At 68.2% G+C, this 25,542-nt stretch carries 24 protein-coding genes; 10 read left to right on the top strand and 14 right to left on the bottom strand.

Translation table 11 applies throughout. The annotated features are described in order from the left end of the window. Positions 1–16: 16 nt before the first annotated feature. From R3E10_19240 to glmM, 13 genes are all read right to left on the bottom strand, one after another. Positions 17–256 (bottom strand): CcmD family protein, encoded by a 240-nt coding sequence (locus R3E10_19240; GenBank protein MEZ4417899.1) that lies wholly within the window; start codon positions 254–256, stop codon positions 17–19. Then, positions 253–942 carry a cytochrome c biogenesis protein gene (locus tag R3E10_19235; GenBank protein ID MEZ4417898.1) on the bottom strand — a complete coding sequence of 230 codons (690 nt, stop codon included), beginning with the start codon at positions 940–942 and terminating at the stop codon, positions 253–255. The genes R3E10_19240 and R3E10_19235 overlap by 4 nt, the downstream gene beginning before the upstream one ends. Further along, positions 939–1,619: a heme exporter protein CcmB gene (locus tag R3E10_19230; protein ID MEZ4417897.1), complete on the bottom strand. Its 681-nt coding sequence runs from the start codon at positions 1,617–1,619 to the stop codon at positions 939–941. The genes R3E10_19235 and R3E10_19230 overlap by 4 nt, the downstream gene beginning before the upstream one ends. Then, a complete protein-coding gene (ccmA, locus tag R3E10_19225) occupies positions 1,616–2,329 on the bottom strand; it encodes a heme ABC exporter ATP-binding protein CcmA (GenBank protein ID MEZ4417896.1) in 714 nt (237 codons plus the stop codon). The genes R3E10_19230 and ccmA overlap by 4 nt, the downstream gene beginning before the upstream one ends. After that, complete coding sequence (locus tag R3E10_19220; protein MEZ4417895.1) at positions 2,326–2,745, bottom strand: hypothetical protein; 420 nt, start codon at positions 2,743–2,745, stop codon at positions 2,326–2,328. The genes ccmA and R3E10_19220 overlap by 4 nt, the downstream gene beginning before the upstream one ends. A 4-nt stretch (positions 2,746–2,749) precedes the next feature. Continuing rightward, positions 2,750–4,810, bottom strand: a complete 2,061-nt coding sequence (locus R3E10_19215; protein MEZ4417894.1) for a heme lyase CcmF/NrfE family subunit — start codon at positions 4,808–4,810, stop codon at positions 2,750–2,752. Next, positions 4,807–5,229 carry a cytochrome c maturation protein CcmE gene (locus R3E10_19210; protein ID MEZ4417893.1) on the bottom strand — a complete coding sequence of 141 codons (423 nt, stop codon included), beginning with the start codon at positions 5,227–5,229 and terminating at the stop codon, positions 4,807–4,809. Before R3E10_19210 ends, R3E10_19215 begins: the two co-directional genes overlap by 4 nt. A 132-nt stretch (positions 5,230–5,361) precedes the next feature. After that, positions 5,362–6,861, bottom strand: a complete 1,500-nt coding sequence (gene glpK, locus R3E10_19205) for a glycerol kinase GlpK (GenBank protein MEZ4417892.1) — start codon at positions 6,859–6,861, stop codon at positions 5,362–5,364. 112 nt (positions 6,862–6,973) lie between these two features. Then, positions 6,974–8,059, bottom strand: a complete 1,086-nt coding sequence (mtnA, locus tag R3E10_19200) for an S-methyl-5-thioribose-1-phosphate isomerase (GenBank protein MEZ4417891.1) — start codon at positions 8,057–8,059, stop codon at positions 6,974–6,976. After that, complete coding sequence (locus R3E10_19195) at positions 8,053–8,634, bottom strand: Maf family protein (GenBank protein ID MEZ4417890.1); 582 nt, start codon at positions 8,632–8,634, stop codon at positions 8,053–8,055. Before R3E10_19195 ends, mtnA begins: the two co-directional genes overlap by 7 nt. 30 nt (positions 8,635–8,664) lie before the next feature. Beyond that, entirely contained in the window at positions 8,665–9,105 is a 441-nt protein-coding gene (gene dtd, locus R3E10_19190; protein ID MEZ4417889.1) for a D-aminoacyl-tRNA deacylase, read from the bottom strand. Beyond that, a complete protein-coding gene (gene glmS / locus R3E10_19185; protein ID MEZ4417888.1) occupies positions 9,102–10,943 on the bottom strand; it encodes a glutamine--fructose-6-phosphate transaminase (isomerizing) in 1,842 nt (613 codons plus the stop codon). The genes dtd and glmS overlap by 4 nt, the downstream gene beginning before the upstream one ends. Positions 10,944–10,949: 6 nt before the next feature. Continuing rightward, positions 10,950–12,335, bottom strand: coding sequence for a phosphoglucosamine mutase (gene glmM, locus R3E10_19180; GenBank protein MEZ4417887.1), 1,386 nt, complete (start codon positions 12,333–12,335; stop codon positions 10,950–10,952). A gap of 219 nt (positions 12,336–12,554) precedes the next feature. Between glmM and R3E10_19175 the strand changes: the two genes are divergently transcribed. The 6 genes from R3E10_19175 (at position 12,555) to R3E10_19150 (ending at position 20,349) form a co-directional block, all read left to right on the top strand. Continuing rightward, the gene (locus R3E10_19175; protein MEZ4417886.1) at positions 12,555–13,721 is read left to right on the top strand and encodes a cystathionine gamma-synthase; all 1,167 of its coding nucleotides are present in this window, start codon (positions 12,555–12,557) and stop codon (positions 13,719–13,721) included. A gap of 58 nt (positions 13,722–13,779) precedes the next feature. After that, complete coding sequence (locus R3E10_19170; GenBank protein ID MEZ4417885.1) at positions 13,780–14,769, top strand: M48 family metallopeptidase; 990 nt, start codon at positions 13,780–13,782, stop codon at positions 14,767–14,769. 7 nt (positions 14,770–14,776) lie between these two features. Continuing rightward, complete coding sequence (gene purD / locus R3E10_19165; GenBank protein MEZ4417884.1) at positions 14,777–16,075, top strand: phosphoribosylamine--glycine ligase; 1,299 nt, start codon at positions 14,777–14,779, stop codon at positions 16,073–16,075. Beyond that, the gene (locus R3E10_19160; protein MEZ4417883.1) at positions 16,072–16,392 is read left to right on the top strand and encodes a heavy metal-binding domain-containing protein; all 321 of its coding nucleotides are present in this window, start codon (positions 16,072–16,074) and stop codon (positions 16,390–16,392) included. Before purD ends, R3E10_19160 begins: the two co-directional genes overlap by 4 nt. A 103-nt stretch (positions 16,393–16,495) precedes the next feature. Next, positions 16,496–17,320, top strand: coding sequence for a bifunctional DNA-formamidopyrimidine glycosylase/DNA-(apurinic or apyrimidinic site) lyase (gene mutM, locus R3E10_19155; protein MEZ4417882.1), 825 nt, complete (start codon positions 16,496–16,498; stop codon positions 17,318–17,320). Further along, entirely contained in the window at positions 17,290–20,349 is a 3,060-nt protein-coding gene (locus tag R3E10_19150) for a pitrilysin family protein (protein MEZ4417881.1), read from the top strand. Before mutM ends, R3E10_19150 begins: the two co-directional genes overlap by 31 nt. Before the next feature lie 49 nt (positions 20,350–20,398). On the opposite strand, the gene R3E10_19145 is transcribed toward R3E10_19150, so the two are convergent. Continuing rightward, complete coding sequence (locus tag R3E10_19145; protein MEZ4417880.1) at positions 20,399–21,127, bottom strand: ubiquinone/menaquinone biosynthesis methyltransferase; 729 nt, start codon at positions 21,125–21,127, stop codon at positions 20,399–20,401. Between the two features lie 167 nt (positions 21,128–21,294). Here R3E10_19145 and R3E10_19140 point away from each other — a divergent pair, with 167 nt between their 5' ends. The 4 genes from R3E10_19140 (at position 21,295) to R3E10_19125 (ending at position 25,542) form a co-directional block, all read left to right on the top strand. Beyond that, entirely contained in the window at positions 21,295–21,936 is a 642-nt protein-coding gene (locus R3E10_19140; GenBank protein MEZ4417879.1) for a sigma-70 family RNA polymerase sigma factor, read from the top strand. 112 nt (positions 21,937–22,048) lie between these two features. Next, positions 22,049–22,936 carry a zf-HC2 domain-containing protein gene (locus R3E10_19135; protein MEZ4417878.1) on the top strand — a complete coding sequence of 296 codons (888 nt, stop codon included), beginning with the start codon at positions 22,049–22,051 and terminating at the stop codon, positions 22,934–22,936. 1 nt (position 22,937) lies between these two features. After that, positions 22,938–24,674: a hypothetical protein gene (locus tag R3E10_19130; GenBank protein MEZ4417877.1), complete on the top strand. Its 1,737-nt coding sequence runs from the start codon at positions 22,938–22,940 to the stop codon at positions 24,672–24,674. A 10-nt stretch (positions 24,675–24,684) separates the two neighbouring features. Beyond that, the gene (locus R3E10_19125; protein ID MEZ4417876.1) at positions 24,685–25,542 is read left to right on the top strand and encodes a LiaF-related protein; all 858 of its coding nucleotides are present in this window, start codon (positions 24,685–24,687) and stop codon (positions 25,540–25,542) included.

Below are 25,542 nucleotides of genomic sequence, written 5' to 3'. Positions count from 1 at the left end.
CCCTCGCGGTCCAGACTCAGTCTCTGGAGACGGCGATATCCCGCTCCAACTTGCCCAAGCGCCTGGCGATGCTCACGATCCACCCGAACACCAGCACCCACGCGATCGCGTACGCTGCGAAGACATGCCAGTACGGTCGCAGCGATCCTCTCGCCACGCGGTCGCCGACCTCCTGGGCGAGCACGGACTCCGGCCCCGCCAGCACCACGAACAGCAGCGCCACCACGGGCCCGAACCAGCGGACGACTCTCATCATCGAGCACCCTCCAGGAAGACCGACGCCTGCCGGCGCGCTCGTTCCAGGCCGTAGCGCAGCAGGAAAAGGGAGAAGAAGAGGACGGTGAACGCGGCCAGGCCGGTCAGCAGCGTCGCGAGCATGCGCGGATCGAGCGTGGGACCTTCCGGCTTCATCACGACCGGCTGCGGGTGCAGAGAACGAAACCATACGACGGACAAATGGATGAACGGGATGTCCAGGGCACCGATGATCGCGATGACGGCTCCCAAGCGGCGCCCCCGCTCCTCCGATCCCGAGGACCCCCGGACCATGAAGTACCCGAAGAAGATCAACCACAGCAGAAGGGTCAGCGTCAGGCGCGGCTCCCACTGCCAGTACCATCCCCACGCGACCCGCGCCCACAGGGGTCCGGCGATCAACGTCATGGTGAGAAAGACCAGCCCGCCCTCGGCCAGCGAGACCGCGGCCATGTCCAGGCGTTCGTCCCGCAGCCACAGGTAGACGGCCGAACAGAGGGCGCAGAGGCCGAAGGCGAGCTCACCCACCCAGGCCGAAGGGACGTGCAGATAGAAGATGCGCTGCACGACGCCCATGGTCGCTTCCGTGGGCACCCAGAAGAAGATCATCCAATAGAGCAGCAGCACGCCCCCGACGCCCACGACGCCAAGGGCGATGGCACCACTGCGCAAACCCGTGTCGTTCATGCATCCTCCACAACGAATCGAAAGAGGATCGCCCCGACGGTCAGCGTGAGCAAGGCGAACGCTCCCAACATGCGCAGATTGCCACCGACCTCGGAGACCGAGAGGCCGGCGATCAGTCTGCTGGTGGCGCCGGAGCCGTAGATCACGACCGGCAGCAGCACGGGGAAGACCAGCACCGGCAGCAGCGTCTCACGCATGGAGGACCGGGCGGTGATCGCGCCGAACAGCGTTCCCACCGCCACGAAACCCAGGGCTCCCAGGGCCAGGAGACCCAGCAGGGCCGGCCAGCTGGGCCCGTAGTCGACCGCGAAGAACAGAGCGAAGAGCAGGAGCAGCAGGAGCACGAGCGCCAGGACCAGGAGGTAGTTGGAGATGACCTTGGCGAAGAAGATCGCTTCCCTCGGAATGGGGGTCAGCAGCACGCCCTCCAGCGCGCCGTTCTCGTCTTCGAGGTGGAACGTCTGACCGAGCCCGAGAAGGCCTCCGAACACGATCGTCAACCACAGAAGTGCGCTGGCGAAGTCGCGCGGGCGGACGACGCCGGGGTCGATCGCGTAGTTGAAGAGCACCGCGATCAAGACGGCGAAGGCGCCCATGAGCGTGAATCGGCGCCCGGTCCGGATCTCGATGGCCACGTCCTTCCAACAGATCCAGCCCACCGCCTTCAGCGTTCTCATGCGGCCAAGCCCACGGTGCGCTGGTAGAGTCCCTCCAAACCGGTGGGATCGGCGGGGAAGTCGTCCGTCACGAGGCGCAGCTTGCCCGCGACCTGGATGGCGATCCGATCTGCGAGCCGGGCACCCTGCACCAGGTCATGGGTCACCATCACCACCAGGCGCTTCCCGTCCTTGAGGTGGGTGAGGATCTCGCCGAGACGAGCGGCCGCGTGGGCGTCCAGGCCCGTGTAGGGCTCGTCCAGGAGCACGACCTGCGGGTCATGCAGGAGCGCCCGCGCCAGCGAGAGACGCTGGGTCAGGCCGCGCGACAGGGCCTTGGCCGGATGATGCTGCCACTTCCCCAGACCGAACCGCTCCAGGCTCTCGTCGATCCGCCGCGCGACGTCGTTCAGGCTGTACAGCGCCCCGTAGAACTTCAGATTCTCGCGCACCGTCAACTGGTCGTAGAGGAAGGAACGGTGGGACAGAACCCCCAGGCGGGCGCGCCAGGTCTCGTCCCGGGGATCGAGCGGCTCCCCGTCCCACAGAAGCTCTCCCCGGTCCGGTCGGAGCGCGCCAGCCAGCACCCGCAGCAGGGACGTCTTCCCTGCCCCGTTGGGTCCGAACAGCGTCAGGAAGCACCCCGGCTCGATGTCGAGGGAGAGGTCGTCCAGGGCCAAGGTGGCCCCGTAGCGTCGAGTCAGGCTGCGGGCGCCCAGCCCGCGGCTCATGTCGGGCTCGCCGCACCCAGCGGCGCGCCGCAGGAGGCGCAGAAGCGCCCCTCGATCAGCACCTCGGCCCCACAGTGTGTGCAGGCCGTCCCCGCGCGCATGCGCTCGCGCACCGTGCGGATCTCTGCTTCCACGGAATCGGTGGGTCCGGCAGCCCCGTCGTAGAGGACCTCGGCGGCCTCCGCGACCAACTCTCGCTTCAGGGCCCGGTAGTCCCCCTCGTCGAGCTTACCGGTCTGGAAGTCGTACTCCAGATCGCGCAGGGCACGCAGGGCCGCATGCTTGCGGAAGGCCTCGTTGTCGGCACGGTCCTCCGCCTGCAGCAGAGCCGAGCGCCCGGTGAGGAGCGGCTCCAACACAAACAGGACGATTGCGAACGCGAAGAGGACGGCCCCCGCAGTGGCGAGGAAGGGCACAGGTCTATCCCACCCTCTCGAGCGTGGCACGCTCCGTTGGCGCGGTCTCCACCCGTACGACGCCGGTGGGCCAAAGCGCGATGAGCGACCCCAGCGCCAGGATCATCCCGCCGTACCAGATCCACCCCACCAACGGGTTGACCTGGACCTCGACCGTCGCGCGCTCGGCGTCTCCGGTGGTTCCCTCGAACATGGTGCCCTGCATGTCTTCGACACCGGCCAGGATCACGTACAGGTCTTCGAGGAACGTGGAACGGATCCCCACCTCGGAGGCTCGCTGCTCGTTGACCACGTAGTAGTGCTGCTCCGCCGTCATGACCTCGTGCGGCTCACCGTCCTTCTGCACGTCGAAGGTCGCCACCCAACGCAGGACGTTCGGCTGAGACGTACCCAGACTCCCGTCCCTGGAGGTGGAGAGCCCCTCGTAGGTGAGGTGGTAGGTGTGTCCGAAGGCCGAGGTCACTTCGATCGTGTCCCCGGGGTTGACGGTCTGCTGGACCTCGGTATCGAACTCGCTCCCCGCGAACCCGGCGAAGATCACGACGACGGCAGCGTGCACCACGTATCCGCCCCAGCGACGTCGATTGCGCTGCACCAGATGGTAGAGCGCCGGGAGCCAGCCCTCCCCTTCGATGCGGGCCCGCGCCTTGGTGCCCTTCCAGAACTCCAGGACGATGATGGTGAGGACGAACGTGGAGATCGCGAAGGTGCTGAGGGCCCATCCGTTGCGCATCCCCAGGCCCGCCAGCACGGCCAGGACCAGCACGGTCGTGGCCAGCGGCACGGAGAAGGAACGCTTCAAGTTGCGCGCGGTGGCCCGGCGCCAGGCGATGACGGGACCGATCCCGGTCAGGGCCAGCAGAGCGAGGCCGATCGGCACGTTGACGCGATTGAAGTACTCCGGTCCCACGTTGGCCTTCTGCCCCGTGAGCCCTTCGGTCACCAGCGGGAAGATCGTCCCCCACAGCACGGCAAAAGCAGCGCCGATCAGGATGAGGTTGTTGAAGAGGAAGGCCGCTTCCCGCGACAGGAACGACTGCAGCTGATGCTCACTCCTGAGTTCCTGCTTGCGATAGAGGATGAGCACGGCGCCCACGATGACGAGCGCGCCCATGAAGCTCAAGAAGATGTAGGCGATCTTGAGCTCCTGTGCGAACGAGTGGACCGACTCGATCAGTCCCGATCGCGTGAGGAAGGTCGCGAACACCGTCAATAGGAAGGTCAGGAACACCAGGGACATGTTCCAGATCTTCAGCATTCCCCGGTTTTCCTGGACCTGGATCGAGTGCAGGAAGGCCGTGGCGCTGAGCCAGGGCAACAGCGAGGCGTTCTCCACCGGGTCCCAGAACCAGTACCCGCCCCACCCCAACTCCTCGTAGGCCCAACGCATCCCGAAGATGATGCCGTTGGACAGGAAGAACCACGACAAGAGGGTCCAACGCCGGGTCACTTTGATCCAGCGCGCATCCAGATGGCCACTCAGCAGCGCCGCCACACCAAAGGCGAAGGGAATGGTGAACGCCGTGAACCCCAGATAGAGCGTGGGGGGATGGATGGTCATCCAGTAGTTCTGAAGCTGCGGGTTGAGCCCGCGCCCATTCGCCGGCACGAAGTCCAGGCGCTCGAACGGATTGACGTCCGCGAACAGGAGGACGACCAGGAAAAAGGTGGTGATGGAGAGGAGCGTCCCCACCACGTACGGCATGAACTCCCGATTGCTCTTGCGGTTGCTGAACACGGTGACGCTCGAGAAGAACGTCAGCCACAACACCCAGAAGACGAGGGAGCCCCGCTGTCCCGCCCACAGGCCCGAGATCTTGTAGAACAGATCGAGCTCGCGATTGGAATAGGAGGCGACGTACCAGTACTCGTAGTGGTTTCCGACGAAGGCAGCGATGATTCCGGCCGAGACGAGTACGATGAGCGCGAACACGGCGTAGACGCTGCGCTCGGCCGAAGCCACCAGATCCCCTCGTCCCGACCGCCCGCCCACGAACGCGAGCACCGCGCCCCACAACGCAATGGGGAGCGCGATCCAGAGCGCCAGCTCTCCGAGTTGAATCACCCGGCCATCGCCTCCGGCGCGGCCTCGTAGCGGCTACCGCACTTCGTGAGGACGGTGGTGGCCTCGAAGACGCCGTCGGCCCGGAAGCGGCCCTCGACGACGACCTCGGACGCCTCGGCGAAGGTGTCGGGGATCAGGTCTCGATACTCCACCGGGAAGGTCACCGAGGGATCCTCCAGATCGGCCACCCGGAAGGTGTGCAGGAGCTCCCCGTTGGCGCTGTGATAGCTGCCGTCCACGACCTTCCCGCTCACCTTGACGCCGACGTCGTGATAGGAAGGATCCGCCTGCACCTGAGCCATCAGCTCGGTGGGGGTCAGATAGTAGACCTTGGCTTCCCGGACGCCTGTCCAGGCCAGATAGCTCACCACGGCGGCCACACCGACCAGGCCGACCATGAACCGTCGATCTTTCTTCATTCGATCTCCTCGAAGACACCGTCTCCCGAGTACGTCCTGAAATATACCCCGGCGGGGTCCCTCCGCGAGGCGTGCTCCCACTGCCCCGCAGCGGGCTCGTCCCCCGGCCCTGCCCCGCGCAGCGCGCTTCCCCTAGGCTCCGGCCCTCCCCCAATCCCGGGCAGCCGTCACCGCCCGATTCCATCCGGCCCGCAGGGCCGAGCGTTCGCCCTCGGGCAGGGTCGGCTCGAATCGATCCGGCTCGCCCTGCGCCTCGAGGAAGGCGGGAGCGTCGGCCCACACGCCGGCGGCCAGCCCGGCCAGCCCGGCAGCCCCCAGGGCGGTGGTCTCCACCTGAGCGGCCCGCCGCACGGGAATCCCCAGCACCCCCGCCTGGAACCGCATCAGCCAGTCGTTGCGGGATGCCCCCCCGTCGACCCGTAGCTCGCGCGTGGCCACGCCGGAATCGCCCTCCATCGCTTCCAGGACGTCTGCCGTCCCGTAGGCCATGGCCTCCAACGCTGCCCGCACGAAGTGTTCCCTGCGGGTCCCGCGCGTCAGCCCCACGATCATGCCCCGGGCCTCCGGGACCCAGTGCGGAGCCCCCAGCCCGACGAACGCCGGGACCAGGTAGACCCCTTCGTTGCCGGACAGGGACGCGGCGATGCTCCCCGACAGCGTCGCGTCTTCCAGGATCTCCAGGCCGTCGCGCAGCCACTGTAGCGCCGCGCCCGCGATGAAGATCGATCCCTCCAGGGCGTAGGCCACCTGCCCCTTCGCATCGCACGCCACCGTCGTCAGGAGCCCCGAGTGTGAAGGAACGGCATCCGAGCCCGTGTGCAGCAGCAGGAAGGCGCCCGTGCCGTAGGTGTTCTTGGCCAACCCCCGGGACCAGCATCCCTGGCCGAAGAGGGCGGCCTGCTGATCCCCAGCCACCCCGGTGACGGGAAGGTCGCGGCCGATCGCTTCGCCCACCGCCACTCCGAAGTCACCGGAGGAGGAGCGCACCTCGGGAAGCAGAGTCCGGGGCACCTCCAACGGGTCCAACAGCGACTCCTCCCACGCTCCGCTGCGCAGGTCGTAGAGCAGCGTGCGCGAGGCGTTGGTCGGATCGGTTGCGTGCACGGCACCGCGGGTGAGTTGCGCGATCAGCCAACTGTCGACGGTCCCCGCCGCCAGCTCGCCGGCCGCTGCCCGGCGCGCGAGCTCGGGCTTCTCTCTCAGCAGCCAGGTCAGCTTGGTTCCGGTGAAGTAGGGATCGAGCACGAGCCCCGTGCGTTGGCGGTACAGTGGCTCATGCCCTGCGGACTTGAGGGCCCGACACAGAACCGTGGTGCGCCGATCCTGCCACACGATCGCGGGATGAACCGGTTCGAGCGTGGTGCGGTCCCAGACGACGAGTGTCTCGCGCTGATTGGTGATGCCCACGGCCGCCGGACGCACGCCCGCTCGGTCCGCCTCCGCCAGCGCTTCCCGGGCGAGTCGGGCGGTCACGCTCCAGATCTCGGACGCATCATGCTCGACCCATCCGGGCGCCGGAAAGTGCTGGGTGAACTCCGCATAGGTCCGAGCCACCGCACGGCCGTCCGCCGACACCACCAAGCACGTGACGCCGGTAGTCCCTTCGTCTATGGCGAGGATGGCCTCCTGCATGCCCAGCTCCCCCTCAACACTCGGGTCGACGAACGAAGCTGAACCCGCCCGCACGGCCGAGCAAGGCACCGCACCCGCATCTCGAGTGCACGGGCCAAGGGGCAAGCGCTCCCTATTGCTCGGCTGAACCCTGCGACGCCGTCACCAATCGCGGCCCGAAGGGAGGACGGAGCACACCCCGGTCGGTCACGAGCGCGGTGACGAGCGACGCCGGCGTGACGTCGAAGGCGGGATTCCAGACCATCGCACCTTCCGGCACGCGCGCGGGCTCCGCTCCGCGCACCTCGGACTCCGGGCGCAGCTCGATCGGGATGTCAGCGCCGCCCGCCAGGTTCAGGTCCACCGTGGACAGGGGAGCTGCAACGTAGAAGGGAAGGCCGTGGTGACGCGCCAGCACCGCCACCCCGTAGGTGCCGATCTTGTTGGCAACGTCCCCGTTGGCGGCGATGGCGTCCGCTCCCACCACGACGAGGTCGGGTCTACGCAGTGCCATGCAGGCAGCCGCCATCGAGTCGGTGAGCACCGTGACCGGGAGGCCCGCACGCGCCAGCTCCCAGGCGGTCAGGCGGGCGCCCTGCAACAGCGGTCGTGTCTCGCACGCGAAGACCTCGATGTCCCGTCCGGCCTCGTGCGCTGCGTATACGATGGCCAATGCCGTTCCGATCCCGGCCGTGGCGAGCTGACCGGTATTGCAGACCGTGAGCAGGCGCACCGGATCCCGCGGCGGGAGCAGAGACAGGCCAGCCTCTCCGATGCGCCGACACTGCTCGACCTCTGCCGCGACCATGCGATCGGCCTCCGCCCGAAGCGCCCCGACCAGGGCGCGCGCGTCGGCCGCACCGCTCCGGTCCGCATACGCGACGAGCCGGTCCATCGTCCACCCCAGGTTTCTGCCGGTCGGGCGCGCTCGCCGCAGCGTCTCGGCCATGGCGGCGAGCTGGGCCAGCGCTTCGGTCCGGGACCGCGCGCACCCGTCCACCCAGCGCTCGAGCGACGACACCAGCGCCAACGCGGCGGCCACTCCGATCAGGGGCGCGCCCCGGACGCGCAGGGCACGGATGGCTTCGACCATCCCGTCGACGCCCGAGACCTCCACCCAGACCTCCTGGTCGGGGAGACGCGTCTGGTCGAGAACGCGCACCGTGCCGGGCGCCCTTCCCCACCGCACCGGGCCCAGCGGCTCCACCTCCCTCACCACTCCAAGGGTCCGAACGGGTAGGTCACGCCGGCACGCCCCAGCAGGTCCGTCAGCGCCACCACCGACAGGCCCATGACGGCGAAGAAGTCGCCCTCGACCCGATCCACCAGGACGGCTCCCTTGCTCTGCACTCCGTAGGCGCCGGCTTTGTCCAGTGGCTCTCCCGTCTCCACGTAGCGGCGCGCGGTGTCGGCGTCGAAGGAGCGGAAGTGCACGCGGACCTCCGTGCAGGTGCTGAAGAGCCCGCCCTCTGGATGACGCAGGGCCAGTCCGGAGAAGACGGTGTGGGGTTCGCCGCTGAGCCGCAGCAGCATGGCGAGCGCGTCCGCTTCGTCCCGGGGCTTCTCCAGAACGTCGCCACGATGGACCACCACCGTGTCCCCGGCGACGACCAGCGCGCGTGGGTCAGGAGCCGCTGCCGCCTTCTCGCGCGCCAACCGGACCACGTACTCCTCCGGCGCCTCGCCCGAGCCGCGTTCTTCGGGGACGTCGCTCGCCCAGGTCTCGAAGTGGAGCCCCAGCATGCGCAGGAGGTCCGCGCGACGCGGGGACGCCGAGGCGAGAATCAAGCGCATGGTGCCGACCGCACGGTCTGGGGTCGTCGCTCAGCGCTCCAGGACCAGCGTGACGGGTCCGTCACCCAGCAGCTCCACCTGCATTTCAGCACCGAACTCTCCGGTCTGGACACGACCAGGCAAGCGCCGCTCCATGCACGCGACGAACTGCTCGTAGAGCGGGATCGCCACAGCGGGCGGAGCGGCCTGCACGAAGGAGGGCCGTCGGCCCTTCCGGGCATCACCGTACAGCGTGAACTGGCTGACGACCAGAACCTCGCCGCCGGTTTCGTCGACGCTTCGGTTCATCTTGCCCTCGGGGTCCGCAAACACCCTCAGGTCGGAGACCTTGTCGGCCATCCACGCGACGGTAGCCCCATCGTCGCGGGCGCTGAAACCGACCAGAAGCGCGAGGCCGGGGCCGATCTCGCCCAGGGTGCGACCGCCCGAGCGGACTGCCGCGCGGGACACCCGTTGAAGGACGACCCTCACTCGACCGTGACGGACTTGGCCAGGTTGCGAGGTTGGTCGACGTCGCATCCGCGAAGGATCGCGACGTGGTAGGCCAGGAGCTGCAGAGGAATCGTCGTGAGGACCGGTTGCAGGCAGGGGTGGGTCTGCGGCACGCGGATCAGATGGTCGACCTTGCGGGCCAGCTCCTGATTGCCGTTGGAGACGACGGCGATGACGCGGCCCGAGCGCGCTTTCACTTCTTCGATGTTCGAGACGACCTTCGCGTAGACAGTGTCGCTGGGTGCCAGCACGACCACGGGCATGTTCTCGTCGATCAGCGCGATGGGGCCGTGCTTCATTTCTGCAGCCGGGTAGCCCTCGGCGTGGATGTAGCTCACTTCCTTGAGCTTGAGTGCACCCTCCAACGCCACCGGGAACTGATAGCCGCGCCCCAGATAGAGGAAGTTCCGCGAACTCATGTAGGCACGGGCCAACTCACGGATCTCGCCGTTGAGCTGCAGGACCTCCTCGATCTGACCCGGAAGCTCCCGCAGAGCTCGCACGAACTCGCGTCCCTGCAAGATGGACATCGTGCGACGACGCCCCAGGTACAGGGAGAAGAGGGCGAGCGCTACGATCTGGCTCGTGAACGCCTTGGTGGAGGCCACCCCGATCTCCGGGCCGGCGTGCAGGTAGACGCCGAAGTCCGTCTCCCGGGCGATCGACGACCCGACCACGTTGACGATCCCCATCGTGTGCGCACCCCGGCGCTTCGCCTCCCGTAGGGCGGCCAGCGTATCCGCGGTCTCTCCCGACTGCGAGATGGCCAGAACCAGGGTCTTGGAGTCCACCACCGGATTCTTGTAGCGGAACTCCGAAGCGTACTCGACTTTGACCGGAATCCCCGCCATCTCTTCCAGCATGTACTCGCCGATCAGGCCAGCATGCCAACTGGTTCCACACGCGGTGATGACGATGCGCTTGACCTTGTCGAGCGTCTCCTCCATGCCGTCCAGCCCGCCCAGCCGAGCCATGCCCTCCTCTTCGAGCAGACGACCGCGCACGACGTCGCGGATGGTGTTGGGCTGTTCGAAGATTTCCTTGAGCATGAAGTGCTCGAATCCGCCCCGTTCGATGGCGGACAGATCGAAGTCGACCTGGTGCACGGAGCGGCGCACGGACCCTTCGCCGAGGTGGTAGATCTCATAGCCGTCCTCACCCACCACCGCATAGTCGCCCTCGTTGAGGTAGACGACCTTGCGGGTGTGTTCGAGGATCGCCGCCACGTCGGAGCCGATGAAGAACTCCCCGTCACTGGAACCGATGCCCAGCAGCAGCGGGCTGCCTTTGCGGGCCGCGACCAGCTTGCCGGGATCGCGCGAACTGATCACGGCGAGTCCATACGCCCCCTCGATCTGCAGAAGCGCGGCAGCGACCGCATCCTCCAGGCAGGGATTGGTCTTCCACGCTTCGTCGATCAGATGGACCACCACCTCCGTGTCCGTGTCCGACGTGAAGCGGTAGCCGAGCTCCTGGAGCTTGGTCCTCAGGAGCTCGGCATTCTCGATGATGCCGTTGTGGACGAGCGCGATGTCCCCGTCCCGGCTGGTGTGGGGGTGGGCATTGATCTGGTTGGGGGGACCGTGCGTCGCCCAGCGGGTGTGGGCGATCCCCGCGGACCCCTGGGGCATGATGCCGTCCAGCGCCTTCTCCAACTCGCTGATCTTCCCCGGCTTCTTGATGGTGGCCAGCTTCCCCCGCTCGGTGAGGATGGTCACCCCGGCCGAGTCGTAGCCGCGGTACTCGAGGCGGCGGATTCCTTCCAGGAGGATGGGTCCGGCCTGCTTGGGTCCGATGTAGCCCACGATGCCGCACATATGACTTCAGCCTACTCCTTCAAGAACTGAGCGTGCCTCGGAAACAAGCTCCCGGGCCCCTTTCACATCCTCCGCCTCCGCGATGAGGCGCACGATCGGCTCGGTACCGGACGGTCGCACGTGCAGCCAGGCCCGTCGCTTGGGCCAGGCCAGGCGCAGCCCATCCGCCCGGTCCGCGTCCCCTCCCTGGAAGTGCTCTGCCAGAGCGCGGTACGCGTCGGAGACGGCCTCTCGCGGAAAATCCAGCTTCTCCTTCACGATCTGGTAGCGAGGCCACCGAGCCACCGATTGTGAGAGCGTCAGGCCCTCGTCCAGCAGGTGCTGGAGGATGAGGGCGGCACCCACGGGGGCGTCCCGAGTCAGATGCAGCGCCGGCAGGATGACCCCACCATTGCCCTCGCCTCCGACGACCGCTCCCTCCGCCTGCATGCGACGGGCCACGTTGATCTCGCCGACGGGAGCGCGGACCACCCGGCCCCCATGGGAGGCGGCCACGTCTTCCACGACCTGGCTGGTGGAGAGGTTGGTGACAACCACGCCGGGTTGCCGCCGGAGGACCACGGCCGCGGCCAGGGCCAGGGTCAGATCCTCCCCCAGGGGCGTGCCGTTCTCGTCCACGAGGGAGAGGCGGTCGACGTCGGGGTCGACCGCGAATCCCACGTCCGCCCCGGTGCGGCGAACCAGGTCCCCCAGCTCGGCCAGGTGCTCCGCGGTGGGCTCGGGATCCCGCGGGAAACGGCCGTCGGCCTCGAGGTGGATGACCTCGAACGACGTGCCGAGCGCACGCAGCAGATCGGGCATGATCGTGGCGCCGGCGCCACGCACGCAGTCCAGTGCAACCCGGAAGCCGCGTCGTCCCAGCCCGTCCCGATCGAGCAGCGGCAAAGCCAGGATCCGATCGAGGTGCCGCGCCGCGGCTCCGTCGTCCTGGGTCACCGCGTGCAGCTGGTCCCAGCGGGCCCGGGGAGGCTCCCGTTCCTGCAGGTAGCGCTGGAAGCGAGCCATCCGCTCCGCGTCGAGGAAGACTCCTTCGCCCGCCGCGAACTTCATTGCGTTCCATTCAGCCGGGTTGTGGCTGGCGGTGATCCCGATGCCTCCCGCAGCGCCCGCCTCCTCCACCGCAAGCATCAGGGTTGGAGTCGGGACCATCCCGAGATCCACCACCCGAGCGCCCACCGACGTGAGTCCCGCCATGGCGGCGGCGGCGAGCATGGGTCCGGACGTGCGCGAGTCCCGCCCCACGATCACCAGATCGCCGGAGCCTTCCTCCTGCAGAAAGGCCCCGAAGCCTGCGGCCAGGGCCGTGACCAGCTCGGGAGTGAGCGGGCTGCCGACTCGACCGCGGAACCCGGAAACCGAGACCATCAGGTCGGGAGGGAATCGGATGGGCATCTGTGCGGTCCAGCCTGCCGAAAGCGCTTCCAGGATAACGAGATCGCCCAACGCGGGTGCAAGAAGCTCGCCACGTCTTCCAGGGGGGTCAACGACCGGTGGCCCCCACCCCGCGCCCCGGGCTAGATTCGGCGCCGGGCATCCTCCGCGGATGCTCTTTTCCGCCGGCGTCGCGTCAAAGGCCGGCACCCACTGGACCTTTGAACTGCAGAGCCCCGAGTGAGCATCGAATCCGATCAGACGCACCGCTTCGGGACGGTGGCGATCCATGGCGGACAGGCCCCCGAGTCGGTGACCGGCGCCATCACCCCACCGATCTTTCAAACCTCCACCTACGTGCAACACGGAATCGCCGAGCCCCGGGGCGGCTACGAGTACGCTCGGGTCCAGAATCCGACCCGGGAAGGGTGGGAGCGCGCTCTGGCCGCGGTCGAGGGCGGACGCCATGGGCTGGCGTTCGCCAGCGGACTCTCCGCCATCGAGACGGTCGTCAAGCGACTCTCGGCCGGCGATCACGTGGTCAGTGAGGAGAACACCTACGGGGGCACGACGCGCATGTTCACCCGCGTCCTGGCCCGTCTGGGGATCGAGTTCTCGTTCGTGGACACGCGGGACCCCGACCAGGTCCGGGACGCCCTGCGCCCGAGCACCCGCCTCGTCCACATCGAGACACCCACCAACCCCCTCATGCGGGTGAGCGACATCGCAACCCTGGCTGAGATCGCGCACGGGAGCGATGCCATCCTGTGCGTGGACAACACGTTCGCCTCCCCCTTCAACCAGAATCCCCTGGCCCTGGGCGCTGACGTGGTGATGCACTCCACCACGAAGTATCTGAACGGGCACTCGGACGTGATCGGAGGAGGACTGGTCGTCAACGACGACACGTTGGCGGAAGACCTCTATTTCATCCGCAAGTCCACGGGTGCCGTTCCCGGACCCTTCGACGCTTGGCTCTGCCTGCGCGGGTGCAAAACCCTGGAGGTCCGGATGCTCCGCCACAACGAGAACGGTCAGAGGATCGCGGAATACCTGGAGGGGCACGCAAAGGTGGAGCGGGTCCACTACCCCGGTCTCGCGTCCCATCCACAGCATGCCCTGGCGAGGCAGCAGATGCGGGGCTTCAGCAGCATGCTGAGCATCGAGCTACCGTCTCCGGAGGCAACCGCGCGCTTCTGCGCCGGCACCCGACTCTTCCAGCTGGCCGAGAGCCTCGGTGGAGTCGAGTCCATGATCAACGTGCCCTCCCGCATGACGCACGCTTCGGTTCCTCCGGAACGGCGACTGGCAATGGGGATCACGGACTCGCTCGTGCGGCTTTCGGTGGGAATCGAAGACGCCGCCGACCTCATCGAAGACCTGGACCGCGCGCTGGCCCAGGTCTGAAACCGACCTCGAAACCGCGGCGTACGGGGCGAACACACCTCAGCCGTAGGAGAGCCCGATGACCGAAGAGACCGCATACGACGGGGAGGCCCGTGCCCGGCGCATCTTGACCGGCATCTCGTCCCGGACCTGGGAGCATCCGGCCGACCGGGCGGCGCTGGCCGCGCTCCGAAAGCTCCCGGTCTTCGATCTCGTCCTGAAGAAGCTCTTCGGCATCTTCGGTGAAAAGCCCATCCGGCTGTCCTTCCAGGCCAACGCCGTCCGCGTGACCCCTCGCCAGTTCCCCCGCATCCACCGCCTCTACCTGGAGGTGTGCGAGACGCTGGACGCCCCCGAACCCTACGATCTCTTCATCTCGCAGACCCCGGTGGTGAACGCCGGCGCCTACGGAATGGACAAGCCCTTCATCATCCTGAACTCAGGGATGAAGACCCTGCTGGACGAGCGCCAGCTCCAATACGTGATGGGACACGAGCTCGGTCACATCATGAGCGGGCATGTGCTGTACCGGACCATGACGGTGCTCCTGCTGCAGTTGGCTCAGCTCGGCTTCCCGATCGTAGGTATCGCCGCGCGGGCCGTGCTCATCGGGCTGTTGGAGTGGTCCCGCAAGAGCGAGTTGTCCTCGGACCGTGCCGGGCTGCTGGCGATCCAGGATCCCGATCAGGTGATGACCGCGCTCATGCGCATGGCGGGCGACGGCACGCCCGACGAAACGAACCTGGGCGAGTTCATCCAGCAGGCGGAGGAGTACCGCACCTCCGACGATGTCGCCGATTCGGTGTTCAAGATCCTGAACCTCCTCGGTCAATCGCACCCCTTCCCCGTGTTGCGAGTGGCGGAGCTGCGCACCTGGATCGAGGAGGGACACTACGAGCAGGTGCTCGCCGGAGAGTACCCTCGGCGTGGCGACCCGGACCCGCAGTACAAGAGCGACCTGCGTGAGGCCGCCCGCGCCTATGCCGAGGGGGCTCGCGGCCTGATCGACGACGTCGCCGATGCCGCACGCAAGATGGGCGAATCCCTGCTCGACACCCTGCGCCGCTAGCAGCGGGATGCGGATCCTGATCGTTGGAAACGGCGGACGCGAGCACGCCCTCCTCTGGAAGCTGGCCCGGGACGCACCCGAGGCGCAGATCTACGCGACCCGCCCCAACGGCGGCATGATGACGCACCCCGGCCTCGAGGTCGTGCCGATCGCGCCCACCGACGTCGAGGCCCTGGCTGGCTGGGCCGCGTCCCGGCAGATCGACCTGGCCGTGGTCGGCCCCGAGGGACCCCTGGCACAGGGAATGGTGGACCGCATGCGCAAGCACGGCGTGCCTGCGTTCGGGCCCACGGCCGCTGCGGCGCGGATCGAGACCAGCAAGGCCTACGCGAAGGCGCTGATGGAACGGGCCGGAGTGCCCACCGCCGCCTTCCACACCTTCCGGGATCTCGAACCGGCCCTCCAACACATCCGGGAGCACGGCGCGCCCATCGTGGTCAAGGCTTCCGGGCTGGCGGCGGGCAAGGGTGCCGTCGTGTGCGAGAGCGAGGCGGAAGCCGTCGATGCGGTGCAGTCCATGCTCGGCGATCTGCACTTCGGCGAGGCGGGACGCGAAGTCGTCATCGAGGAGTTCATGCAGGGCGAAGAGCTCTCCGTGTTCGCGCTGACCGATGGCACTCGAGCGCTCCCCCTGCTCCCCGCCCAGGATCACAAGCGCATCGGGGAGGGAGACACCGGTCCCAACACGGGCGGCATGGGCGCCTACGCGCCCGTGGGGTTCGTGACACCGACGCTGCTGGACACGATCCAGGACCGTGTGCTGGCGCCCACCTTGGCGGCCCTGCAGGCGGACGGCTGCGCCTTTCGCGGTCTGTTGTATGCGGGTCTCATGATCACGTCGGAAGGCCCCAAGGTCGTGGAGTTCAACTGCCGCTTCGGGGATCCCGAGACGCAGGTGGTGCTCCCACTGCTGCGCAGTCCCCTGCTCCCCGTGCTGGAAACCATCGCCACGGGAGGGGACCTGGGGGCCGCCGCGTTGGAGTTCGAAGCGGGCGCCGCCGTCACCACCGTGCTCGCTTCAGCCGGCTATCCCGGCACCGTTCGCACGGGCGACCCGATCACGGTGCCCGACGCGCTGCTCGAGGATCCGGACGTGCTGCTGTTCCACGCCGGCACCCGCCTCGAGGACGGTCGTCTCACCACGTCCGGCGGTCGTGTCCTCGCGGCAACCGGGTTGGGGACTACCCACCAGGAGGCGCACGCACGCAGCCTCGGCGCGGCGCGTATGATCGAGTTCGACGGAAAGCAGCTACGGACAGACATCGGATGGCGCGAACGCGCCCGTGACGAGCGAGGCAGACCATGATCCTGACGACCACCCCGAGTGTCGAAGGCCGCCAGATCTCCGACTACCTCGGAATCGTGACCGGTGAGGCCATCATCGGCGCGAACATCTTCAAGGACATCCTCGCGACCGTTCGTGACATCGTAGGTGGGCGCTCGGCAGCCTACGAGAAAGCGCTGAGGTCCGCGCGCGAAGAAGCCTTGCGTGAGATGTCGAATCAGGCGTCGGAGCGAGGTGCCGATGCCGTGGTGGGCACCGACCTCGACTATGAAGTGCTCGGTACGGGCAACGGCATGCTCATGGTCACCTGCAGCGGAACTGCGGTCTCCCTCAAGTGAGCCGGCCAACACAACCCGAGCACGCAGACGCCCTCACCGAGCCGCGCACGCGGGCAAGCTCGGCAGAGGGGCCCCGGGACCTTCCCTAGAGAAGCTTGCGCCGGTGCCCGAGCTCCCCGAGGTACAAGCCGTGGTGGACGCGCTCGTCCCCCGCCTGCCCGGTCACCGGATCGTGCGGGTGCGCGTACGCCGAGCCGACGTGGCCGTCCCCTCGGGTGCGGCCCTGGTGCGCGCCCTTCAGGGTGCTCGCATCCAGAGCGTGCGACGGCGGGCCAAGAACATCCTCATCGAGACGGACCGCCCCCTGATCCTGCGCGTCCACCTGGGGATGACCGGACAACTGCTCTACTTCAGGGGGCAGGCGGGCCGGCCCGGCCACACCGCCGTCTCGCTGGTGCTCGACGGAGATGCGACACTCGTATACTCGGACGTGCGCCGCTTCGGACGTGTGGAAGCCCTATCCAGCTCGGAGTGGAGGGACAGAGAGTCTGAACTGGGCCCGGAGCCACTCGACCCTTCGCTGACCCCTGACCTTCTTTCCGACCGTCTCGCCCGGTCGGAGAGCCCCATCCGCTCCTGGCTTCTGGACCCGCGTCAGATCGCGGGGATCGGGAACATCTACGCCACCGAGGCGCTGCACGCCGCCGGGATCCACCCCAGGCGCCCAGCCAGCTCGCTGGACGCCCCGGAGGTGGCGCTGCTGTTGACCTCGCTGCGGGCCTCTTTGCGATTGGGAATCGACTCTGGGGGCACCACCCTGAGGGACTACCGGAACATCGATGGTCAGCAGGGGGAAAACGCGAAGAACCTCCGCGCGTATGGGCGAGAGGGATCGGCCTGCAAACGGTGTGGCACGCCGATCGAACGCCTGACCTTTGGGGGACGATCCGCCTTCCTGTGTCCAAGCTGCCAGCCCGTCCAGCGCTGACCCGCCCGGGTCTCCACCGCCCGATCCGCCTCGTTCTCGCGCTCCTCGCCTCGGCAGCGCCGGGCGCTCCGGCCCAGGCGCAGGAGGAGCCGGGAGTTCCCGAGCTGCCGGTCCGCACGCACACGCTCGAGAACGGGCTGCGCGTGGTGGTACTCCCCCGCCCGACATCCCCGACCATCGCCTTCGCGGTCTACACCGGCGTGGGCGGCGTGGACGAGCGTCCTGGCGAGACGGGCATCGCCCACCTGCTCGAGCATCTCCTCTTCAAGGGCACCACCACCATCGGGACCCGCTCTCTCGAGCGTGAGATGGAGCTGTTCCCCCAGATCGATGCCGTCTTCGATTCGCTGGTCAGCGAGCGGGACCGAGAAAGCGCAGAGGACGGGCGGGTACGCCGGCTCGAAGAGCGGCTGCGCTCTCTCGAGACGCGCGCCCGCCGCTATGTGAATCCGAACGAGCTCGACAGGATCTACTCGGAGAACGGCGCTCGGGGGCTGAACGCGACCACCACGGCGGAAGAGACCGTCTACTTCGTCGAGCTCCCTGCCAACCGGCTCGAGCTGTGGATGATCTTGGAAGCGGACCGACGTCTGAACCCCGTCCTCCGGGAGTTCCACACGGAGCGCAACGTGGTCATGGAGGAGCGCAGCCTGCGCGTGGACACGGACCCGGCCGGCAAGCTCGCCGAAGCGCACCTGGCCGCCGCGTTCCAGGTCCATCCCTATGGCCAGCCCGTGGTCGGCACCGTGCACGACCTGGAACGCCTCGACCGGGCGCGGGTGGACGCGTATTTCCACCGCTACTACGGCGCGCGCAATACGGTGATCGCCATCGTGGGCGACGTCGACGCGGAGGAGACGCTCGCCATGGCCGAGCGCTACTTCTCGGCACTGGCGCCGGGGGACGTACCAACGCCGGTCACGGTCGTGGAGCCCCCGCAGGAGGGAGAGCGGCGAGTCCGGGTCGAGTTCGAGGCCGAACCGCGGATCCGTATGGGATGGCACGTTCCCGAGGATACCCACTCGGATGGGCCGGCTCTGGCAATGCTCTCGGCGGTGCTCACCGCCGGGCGCACGTCCCGCCTTTACCGCCGACTCATCACGGAAGATCGGATCGCCTCCTCGGTGGTGAGCTCAACCGCCCCCGGAGGGCGGTACCCGCGTTTGTTCGTGATCGAGGCCCTGCCCGCTCCTGGCCACGACGTCGTCGAACTGGAGGCGGCCATTCACACAGAGCTAGCGCGCCTCGCGTCGGAAGCTCCTCGCGAGGTGGAGTTGACCCGCGTGCGCAACCAACTGCAGGCGAGCGCCGTGCGGCGGTTGCGCTCCAACCTCTCCCTCGCCTTCGAACTGGCCGGGGCGGTGTCCCGCTACAACGACTGGCGCGAGGTCTTCCGAGGCACCCAGCGCATGGTGGACGTGACGGCGGACGATGTCCGGCGAGTGGTCGCCACCTACTTCGGCGATGCCAATCGCACCACCGCGGTCCTGGAGCGACCTCAGGTCGTTGCGGCAGCTGAAGTCGAGGCGCCTCCGGCTGATTCGCTGCACGCCCCGGCGGACCCGACTCCTCGGGCCCGGCCGCGGACCGGACAGGTGGCCCGTCGGATCGAGCTCGGGACCCGTCCGGCCCGTTCGACGGTTCCGCGGGTCGAGGTGGGGCGAGCCGCGGCTCTGGCTTTCGAACCTCCTCCGCTCGACTACGACGAGACCGAGCCGGTGGTCGAGCGCGTCGGAGGGGTGCCAGTGATCTTTCTCGAGGATCGCTCCCTTCCCCTGGTCAGCGTCTTCTTCCGCTTCGACCGCGGCTTCTCCAACCTCCCTCGCGAGCGCTACGCAGCGGTCACCGCGTTGGGTTCGATGCTGCAGAACGGCGGAACCGAGGCGCTGTCGCCGGACTCGCTCGCGCTCCGCATGGAGCTGCTGGCGATGGAGAGCTCGTTCAGCTCCAGCGGGGACGCCATGGCCTCCGGCTTCAGCGTGCTCTCGCGCGACCTGGATGCCGGCCTCGATCTGTGGCGCCAGGTGCTGTTGGAGCCTCGCTTCGACAGTGCGGAGATCGAAGTCTGGCGCAACAAGGAGTTGGACTACACACGGCGTAGTCAGGACTCGCCCCAGAGCGTGGCCTACTCCGCGTTCAACCACCTGATGTTCGGCGATCACCCCATCGGTTGGGACATGGGGCCGAGCGACCTGACGCCGGAGCGCGTGAACGCGGGTACGCTGGTAGAAGCACACCGCGAGCTCTTCTGCCGGGACGATCTCATGATCGGTGTGGCTGGCGACGCCTCCTGGGAGGCGATCCGCGACCGGATGGCGCGCCTGATCGAACAATGGCCCGCGTGCGAGGGCGAGCTGGGCGACTCGCCACGGCCGGAAGTGCGCCGGGAGGGCGGCATCTTCCTCATCCCCCGCAAGGTCGATCAGGCCACCGTCGTCATGGGACTTCCCAGCACGGTGCACGAGGGGGACAAGGGCACCTACTTCGCGTCGCGGGTGGCGAACGCCATCCTGGGGTCGAGCGGAATGTCGAGTCGGCTCATGCAGCGGATCCGCACGGAGAAGGGGTACGCGTACGGAGCCACGTCCACCTGGACGGCCCCGAGGAAGAACGACGGCATCCTGGCCATGGTGGCCAGCTCGCGTACGGAAACGGCCACGGCCACGGCCGAGACCATGCTGGAGGTGCTCGAGGAGATGAGCCGGGAGGCCCCCGCGGCCTCCGAGGTGAAGAGCATCCGCGAGGAGATCACCAACGGCATGGTGTTCAGCCTGCAGTCGGCCGCCCAGATCGTGCAGCGGCGCATGGCCTACCTCGCCTCCGACATCCCGGTGGATTGGTTGGAGACCTACCTGAGAGAGATCCAGCGAGTGGATCCGGGCGACGTGCTGCGCGTGGTGCGCGCGCAGTTCGATCCGGCCGCCCTGACCTGGCTGGTGGTGGGCGATCCGGAGATCCTGCGCCCGCAGCTGGAACGGCTGGGACCGGTGACGCTGCTGGAGGAGTCGACGGCGGTCCCGGTCGGTTGAGCCCCCGGAGAGCCGGAACTCCGAGCACCCGCCTCCGAGGCGGGGCGGGCTAGCGGGTCCCCACGTGGAGAGCGGCGATCCCCCCGGAGAGCAGGCTCCACTCCACCGCGCCGAACCCTGCCGTCCGCATCCGGTTGGCGAGCCCTTCCGGATCCGGGAATTCCTTGACGGACTCGGGTAGATAGGTGTAGGCCCAGGGGTGCCCGGACACCCAGCGACCCACCCGAGGCAGGACGCGGTTGAAGTAGAAGAGGTACAGCTGCCGGAGGAGAGGACGGGGCGGTACGGTGAATTCCAGGATGACCGCCCGGGCCCCGGGGCGTAACACCCTCGCCAACTCTCCGAACCCCCGGTCGAGATCCGAGAGGTTGCGCACACCGAAGCCGACCGTAGCGCCGTCGAAGGAGGAGTCCGGGAACGGGAGGCGCAGCGAATCCCCACACACGGGCTCGATGCCCAGATCCCCGAGCTTGGGCCTGCCCTGCACCAACATCGGATGGGCGAAGTCGGACGCGATCACCCTTCCTGCGAACCCCGGTCGGCGCGCCAGCTCCAGCGAGAGGTCGAAGGTCCCCGCGCACCCGTCCAGGTAGCGCCCCTCGGGCGCGCGCTCCCATCCCAGGCGATCCACGGCGCGCCGCCGCCAGCGCCGATCGATGTTCAGGCTGAGAACGTGGTTCAGCAGGTCATAGCGGGGGGCGATCTCGGAGAAGATGCGCCGAACCTGACGCTCCCGGTCGGCGCCCACGGAGGGCCGGGCTTCTGGTACAGAGGACATCGAAACGGACCCGTGCGCGTGCCGGTCGGAGTGGGTAGGAAGGCCGGTTGGCCCCCCGGGCGAACGCCGGAACCCCGGCCGAGCCGCCGGGTTCCGAAACCCGGACCCCCTCGGGTCCGTAGGACCGGCCGGAGTCGGTCCGCCCCGATCCCGAGCAGGTCGAGCCCATGGCCGAAGCACCACAACCGGAACGATCGGCACCGGCCGCAGCCCCCGAGGCCGCGGGCGCAGTCGTCGACGACCGTGAGCTGGTGGCCCGAGCCCTGCGCGGACGCGAATCCGCCTTCCGGGAGCTCCTGCAGCGCTACGAGCGCCCGATCTTCTCGCTGATCCTCCGTATGGTACGCGACCGCGGTCTGGCGGAAGACCTGGCCCAGGAAACCTTCATCCGGGCGTTCAACGCACTCGGTCGCTACGACCCACGCTACAAGTTCTCGAGTTGGATCTTCAAGATCGCCAACAACCTCACGATCGATCACCTGCGCAAGCGGACCCTCGATACGGTATCGATCGACGGGTCTCCGCACGCCCTCACCGCGGAGGAGCAGTCCCAGTCCAGGCTGAGCGTCCCCTGTGACGACGAGAGTCCCCAGGAGTATGTCGAGAACCGCGAGCTCGCCGCCCAGATCGAGGAGGCCATCGGCCATCTTCGGCCCGAGTACCGGACGGCGGTGCTTCTGCGCCACGTCGAGGGATACGCCTACGAGGAGATCGCACAGATCATGGAGATCCCGCTGGGCACCGTGAAGACGTACCTCCATCGGGCTCGGCATGAGCTGATGGACCTGCTGGAGCCGGCCCGCCAATGAGGCCAGCCGATATATCGACTCAAGGCGTTCCCTGCCAACGGTTTAGCAGGCCCCGCCCCGCGAAACCCCGAATGGGGGGAATCCGTAGGGTGGAAGAACCGAGGGGATGAGGATGGACGGACACCTGAACAGCAGCGAGATCCAGGCCCTCCTGGACGGGCGGCTCTCCCGCGAGGAGAAGCTGGTCGCCGAAGGGCATCTGGGCTCGTGTGGCCGGTGCCGATCTGAGTACGCGCGCTGGACACGCCTGTTCGGAACGCTGTCCGTGCTTCCCTCCCTGGCGCCTCCCCCCGACCTGTCCACCCGGGTGATGGACCGCCTGGCCGGCGTCCGTCCCCTGGTGCAGGCGTCGCAGAGCCTTCCCAGCGAGGGCTGGCACCCCACGCCGGAAGAGCTGCTCGACAGCGTCGACGGTGTGGCCCCGGCCGAGGCGGACGCGCGGCTACGAAAGCACGTGGCCGCCTGTGCACCCTGCGCAGCCGACTACGTCCGTTGGGAGGGGCTCTTCCAGGCCGTCGCCTGCCTGCCCCTCAGCGCGCCCTCGGCAGGGTTCGCCGATCGCGTGTTGTCGCGGGTACCCGCAGCACAGCCGCAGACGTTGAAGGGCCGGGTTCAGCTCCTGGCGGCCCGCTCGGGCGCGGCGCTCGCGCGGATCCGTCCGCGGGGATGGGCGGCCATCGCCGGCGTGGCCACCGCGCCGGCCGCCGTCGCGGCCCTGATCGTCTGGAGCCTGTTCTCCAACCCCATGGTGACCGCATCCGCCCTGGCGAGGTATGCGTCCTGGAAGGTCGTCGAGTGGTCGGCGGTCCTGTGGCGGCCCGTGGCCTCCGCGGTCGCTGGCCTGGCCCCGGGTCAACTCTCGGCACTCTCGTCGCCGGCAGCCCTGGTGGGTGGCTTCCTCGTCTTCAGCGCGCTGACGTTGGTCGCGCTGTGGACGCTCTATCGAAACTTGATTCCTCACGGCTCGTCGGGTGGAACCTATGCGCGGGCGCGGATCTGACATGTCATCGAATGCGGCTCTGCGGCCGGCCGGAAGCACTGCGCTCGTGCGGCATTGGGCGTGGGTGTTGGGTGCGGGCCTGCTGACCTGCCTGCCCTTGCAGGCACAGGAGTCGATGCTGGTCTCCAGTGAGGTGGCGGTGTCCTCGAACGAGGCACGCCTGGACCTCGAGCTCGTCGGAGGCCAACAGCTACGGATCTCCTTGTCGGACGGCCAGGTGTGGATCGGGTCGGAGGACGTCGCCTCCTATCGCAGCGGGGACAACCTGGATCGGGCCTGGCGAGCGCTCTTGGCCGAGGCCATCGCGCTGAGCGGGGAGTCGCTCTCCGATGCGCTCGTGCAGTGGTCTCCCCCCGAAGGGCTCGCAGGGGAGGCGCGGGCGGCCGCCGAGCGGATCGACCGAGCCCTTGAAGAAGCGATCGCCGCTCAGACCGCCGCCGAAGCACCCCAGGCGCCGACATCCGGGTTCGGTAGCCGAGAGTTGCTGCGACTACTCAGCCACGCGAACCAACTGGCGCAGGTGGGCGATGCTCTCGAAGGAGTCGACCTCGAGGAGCTCCAGCTCTATGTGGGCGACGACGCGGTCGTGGCTCGCGGCGAGACAGTCGATCGATCGGTGCTCGTCGTCGACGCCGACCTGGATGTGGAAGGACGCATCACGGGTGACGTGATCGTGGTCGGGGGCCGCCTGCGCCTCGAGGACGGCGCCGAGATCGAAGGCGACGTACGCCTGTTCGATGCGCAACTCACCGATCACGGCGAGATCGGCGGCAGCGTAGAGCGGGTGCGTGCCGAGGCGCGCGGCGCCGGTCCCGATCTCGAAGAGATGCGCGAGCAGATCCGGGCCGATCTCGAGCGCGAGATCGGGCGGAGCGTGGAGCGGGACTCTCGCCGCCAGCTCTGGCGTCCCTTCCGCAACATCGCGGCGGGAATTGGAGGCATCCTCGAGAACCTCCTCACCTTCGGAGTCCTCTGCGCAATCGGCGCGGTGCTGCTCCACTTCGGTGGGAACCGACTCGACGTGATCGCCGAAACGGCGCGCCGGTACCCTGCCCGCTCCGCGGCGGTGGGACTTGCCGGGGCATTCCTGCTCGTCCCCGCCTGGGTGCTCGGCATCGTGGCCTTGGCCATCTCCATCGTGGGAATCCCGCTGATGATCGCGTGGGCCCCGCTGTTCCCACTCGCCGCCGGCGTGGCCATTCTGGCTGGAGGCCTGGCCGTGGCCATGAACGTCGGCGAGTGGATCCGCACCCATGAGGTGCGCGGGTTCGAGTGGGCGCGGGAGCCAGGTGCCATGTACCGCATGGCAGCGGGACTCTTCGCACTCACCCTGATCTTCGTCGCCGCCAACACGCTCCAGATGGCGGGGTCGCTGCTCGGGTTCCTCCACGGGATGCTATCGGCCGTCGGCGTGCTCGCCATCCTGGCCCTCTCCACGGTGGGCTTCGGGGCGGTGCTCCTGACGCGCGCGGGCTCCCGGCCCGATCTGGTCGGTGAGAGCTTCACGTTCGACGATTGGCGTACGGGGTGGCGGCGCGAGCGTTGGTATACGGAAGACGCGGGCACCACCGCGGAAGCGGAGCCGACGTCACCATCCGGCGAAGCGACGGAGGCCCCGGCTGAGGCGTCTCCGTCCGCGGCAACGAGCTCGGAGGCCCCCACCGCCGAGCCCGAGGACATGGAGCCCTGGAGCGACGACGAGGGCGAGGAACCGGAAGTCCGGGGGCCGAATGCCTGATGGGCGCCGCATGAGGGCAGCCGCGGCGGCGCCGCGGTTGGGCGCCATCGTGCGGTTGGCCGTGGTGCTCTCCTTCGCAGCAACTCCCCTGCACGCGCAGGATTGGCGGGATTTCGCCAGCTCGCGACGCCGTACCGACGAGCAGGAGCTCCGGGTGAAGGTGCGCTACGGCGCCGGCCGCATCCGCCTCTCGCCGGCGCAAGGCTCGCTCCTCTACCGCATGCAGCTGCGCTACGACGCCGACCACTTCACGCCGGTCGCGGACTACCGCCGGGGCGATCTCGAGGTGGGCATCGACAGCGGGCGGGGCAACGTGGAGCTCAAGGGGCGCTCGCAGGGCTCTTTGGACCTGGAGCTGACGCGCGAAGTGCCTCTGGCGCTCGATCTGGAGATGGGTGCGGTGCGCTCCGAGATCGAGTTGGGAGGGCTTCGGCTGACGCGGCTCGACCTCAAGACTGGAGCGTCGGAGACGACCCTCTCCGTGTCGGAGCCGAACCCGCTGGACGCCTCCACCATTTCGGTGCAGGTCGGCGCAGCCGATTTCGTCATGGAGGACATCGGCAACCTGAACGCCGAACGCGTGGAGATCCACGCAGGTGTCGGCGATGTCACCGTGGACTTCGGTGGGCAGTGGCGCAAGGACGCCCGCGTGAGCGTCGAGATGGGCCTGGGCGGCCTGGAGTTACGTCTTCCGCCCGATCTCGGCGTCGAGATCCTGCAGGACAGCTTCCTTACCGCGCTCGACGCCGAGGACCTGGAGCGCCGGGGGAGCCGCTACGTGACCCCGGGCTTCGACCGGGCCGAGCGGCACGTGCGCATCGAGATCGAGGCGGCCTTTGGCCGTATCCGGGTCGTGCGGGCCCATTGA

It is taken from the genome of Gemmatimonadota bacterium, from assembly GCA_041390105.1.
GTDB lineage: Bacteria > Gemmatimonadota > Gemmatimonadetes > Longimicrobiales > Gaopeijiaceae > JAGQIF01.
Note: the sequence above shows the minus strand (reverse complement) of the source record. Positions and strands in the feature narration are given on the sequence as shown.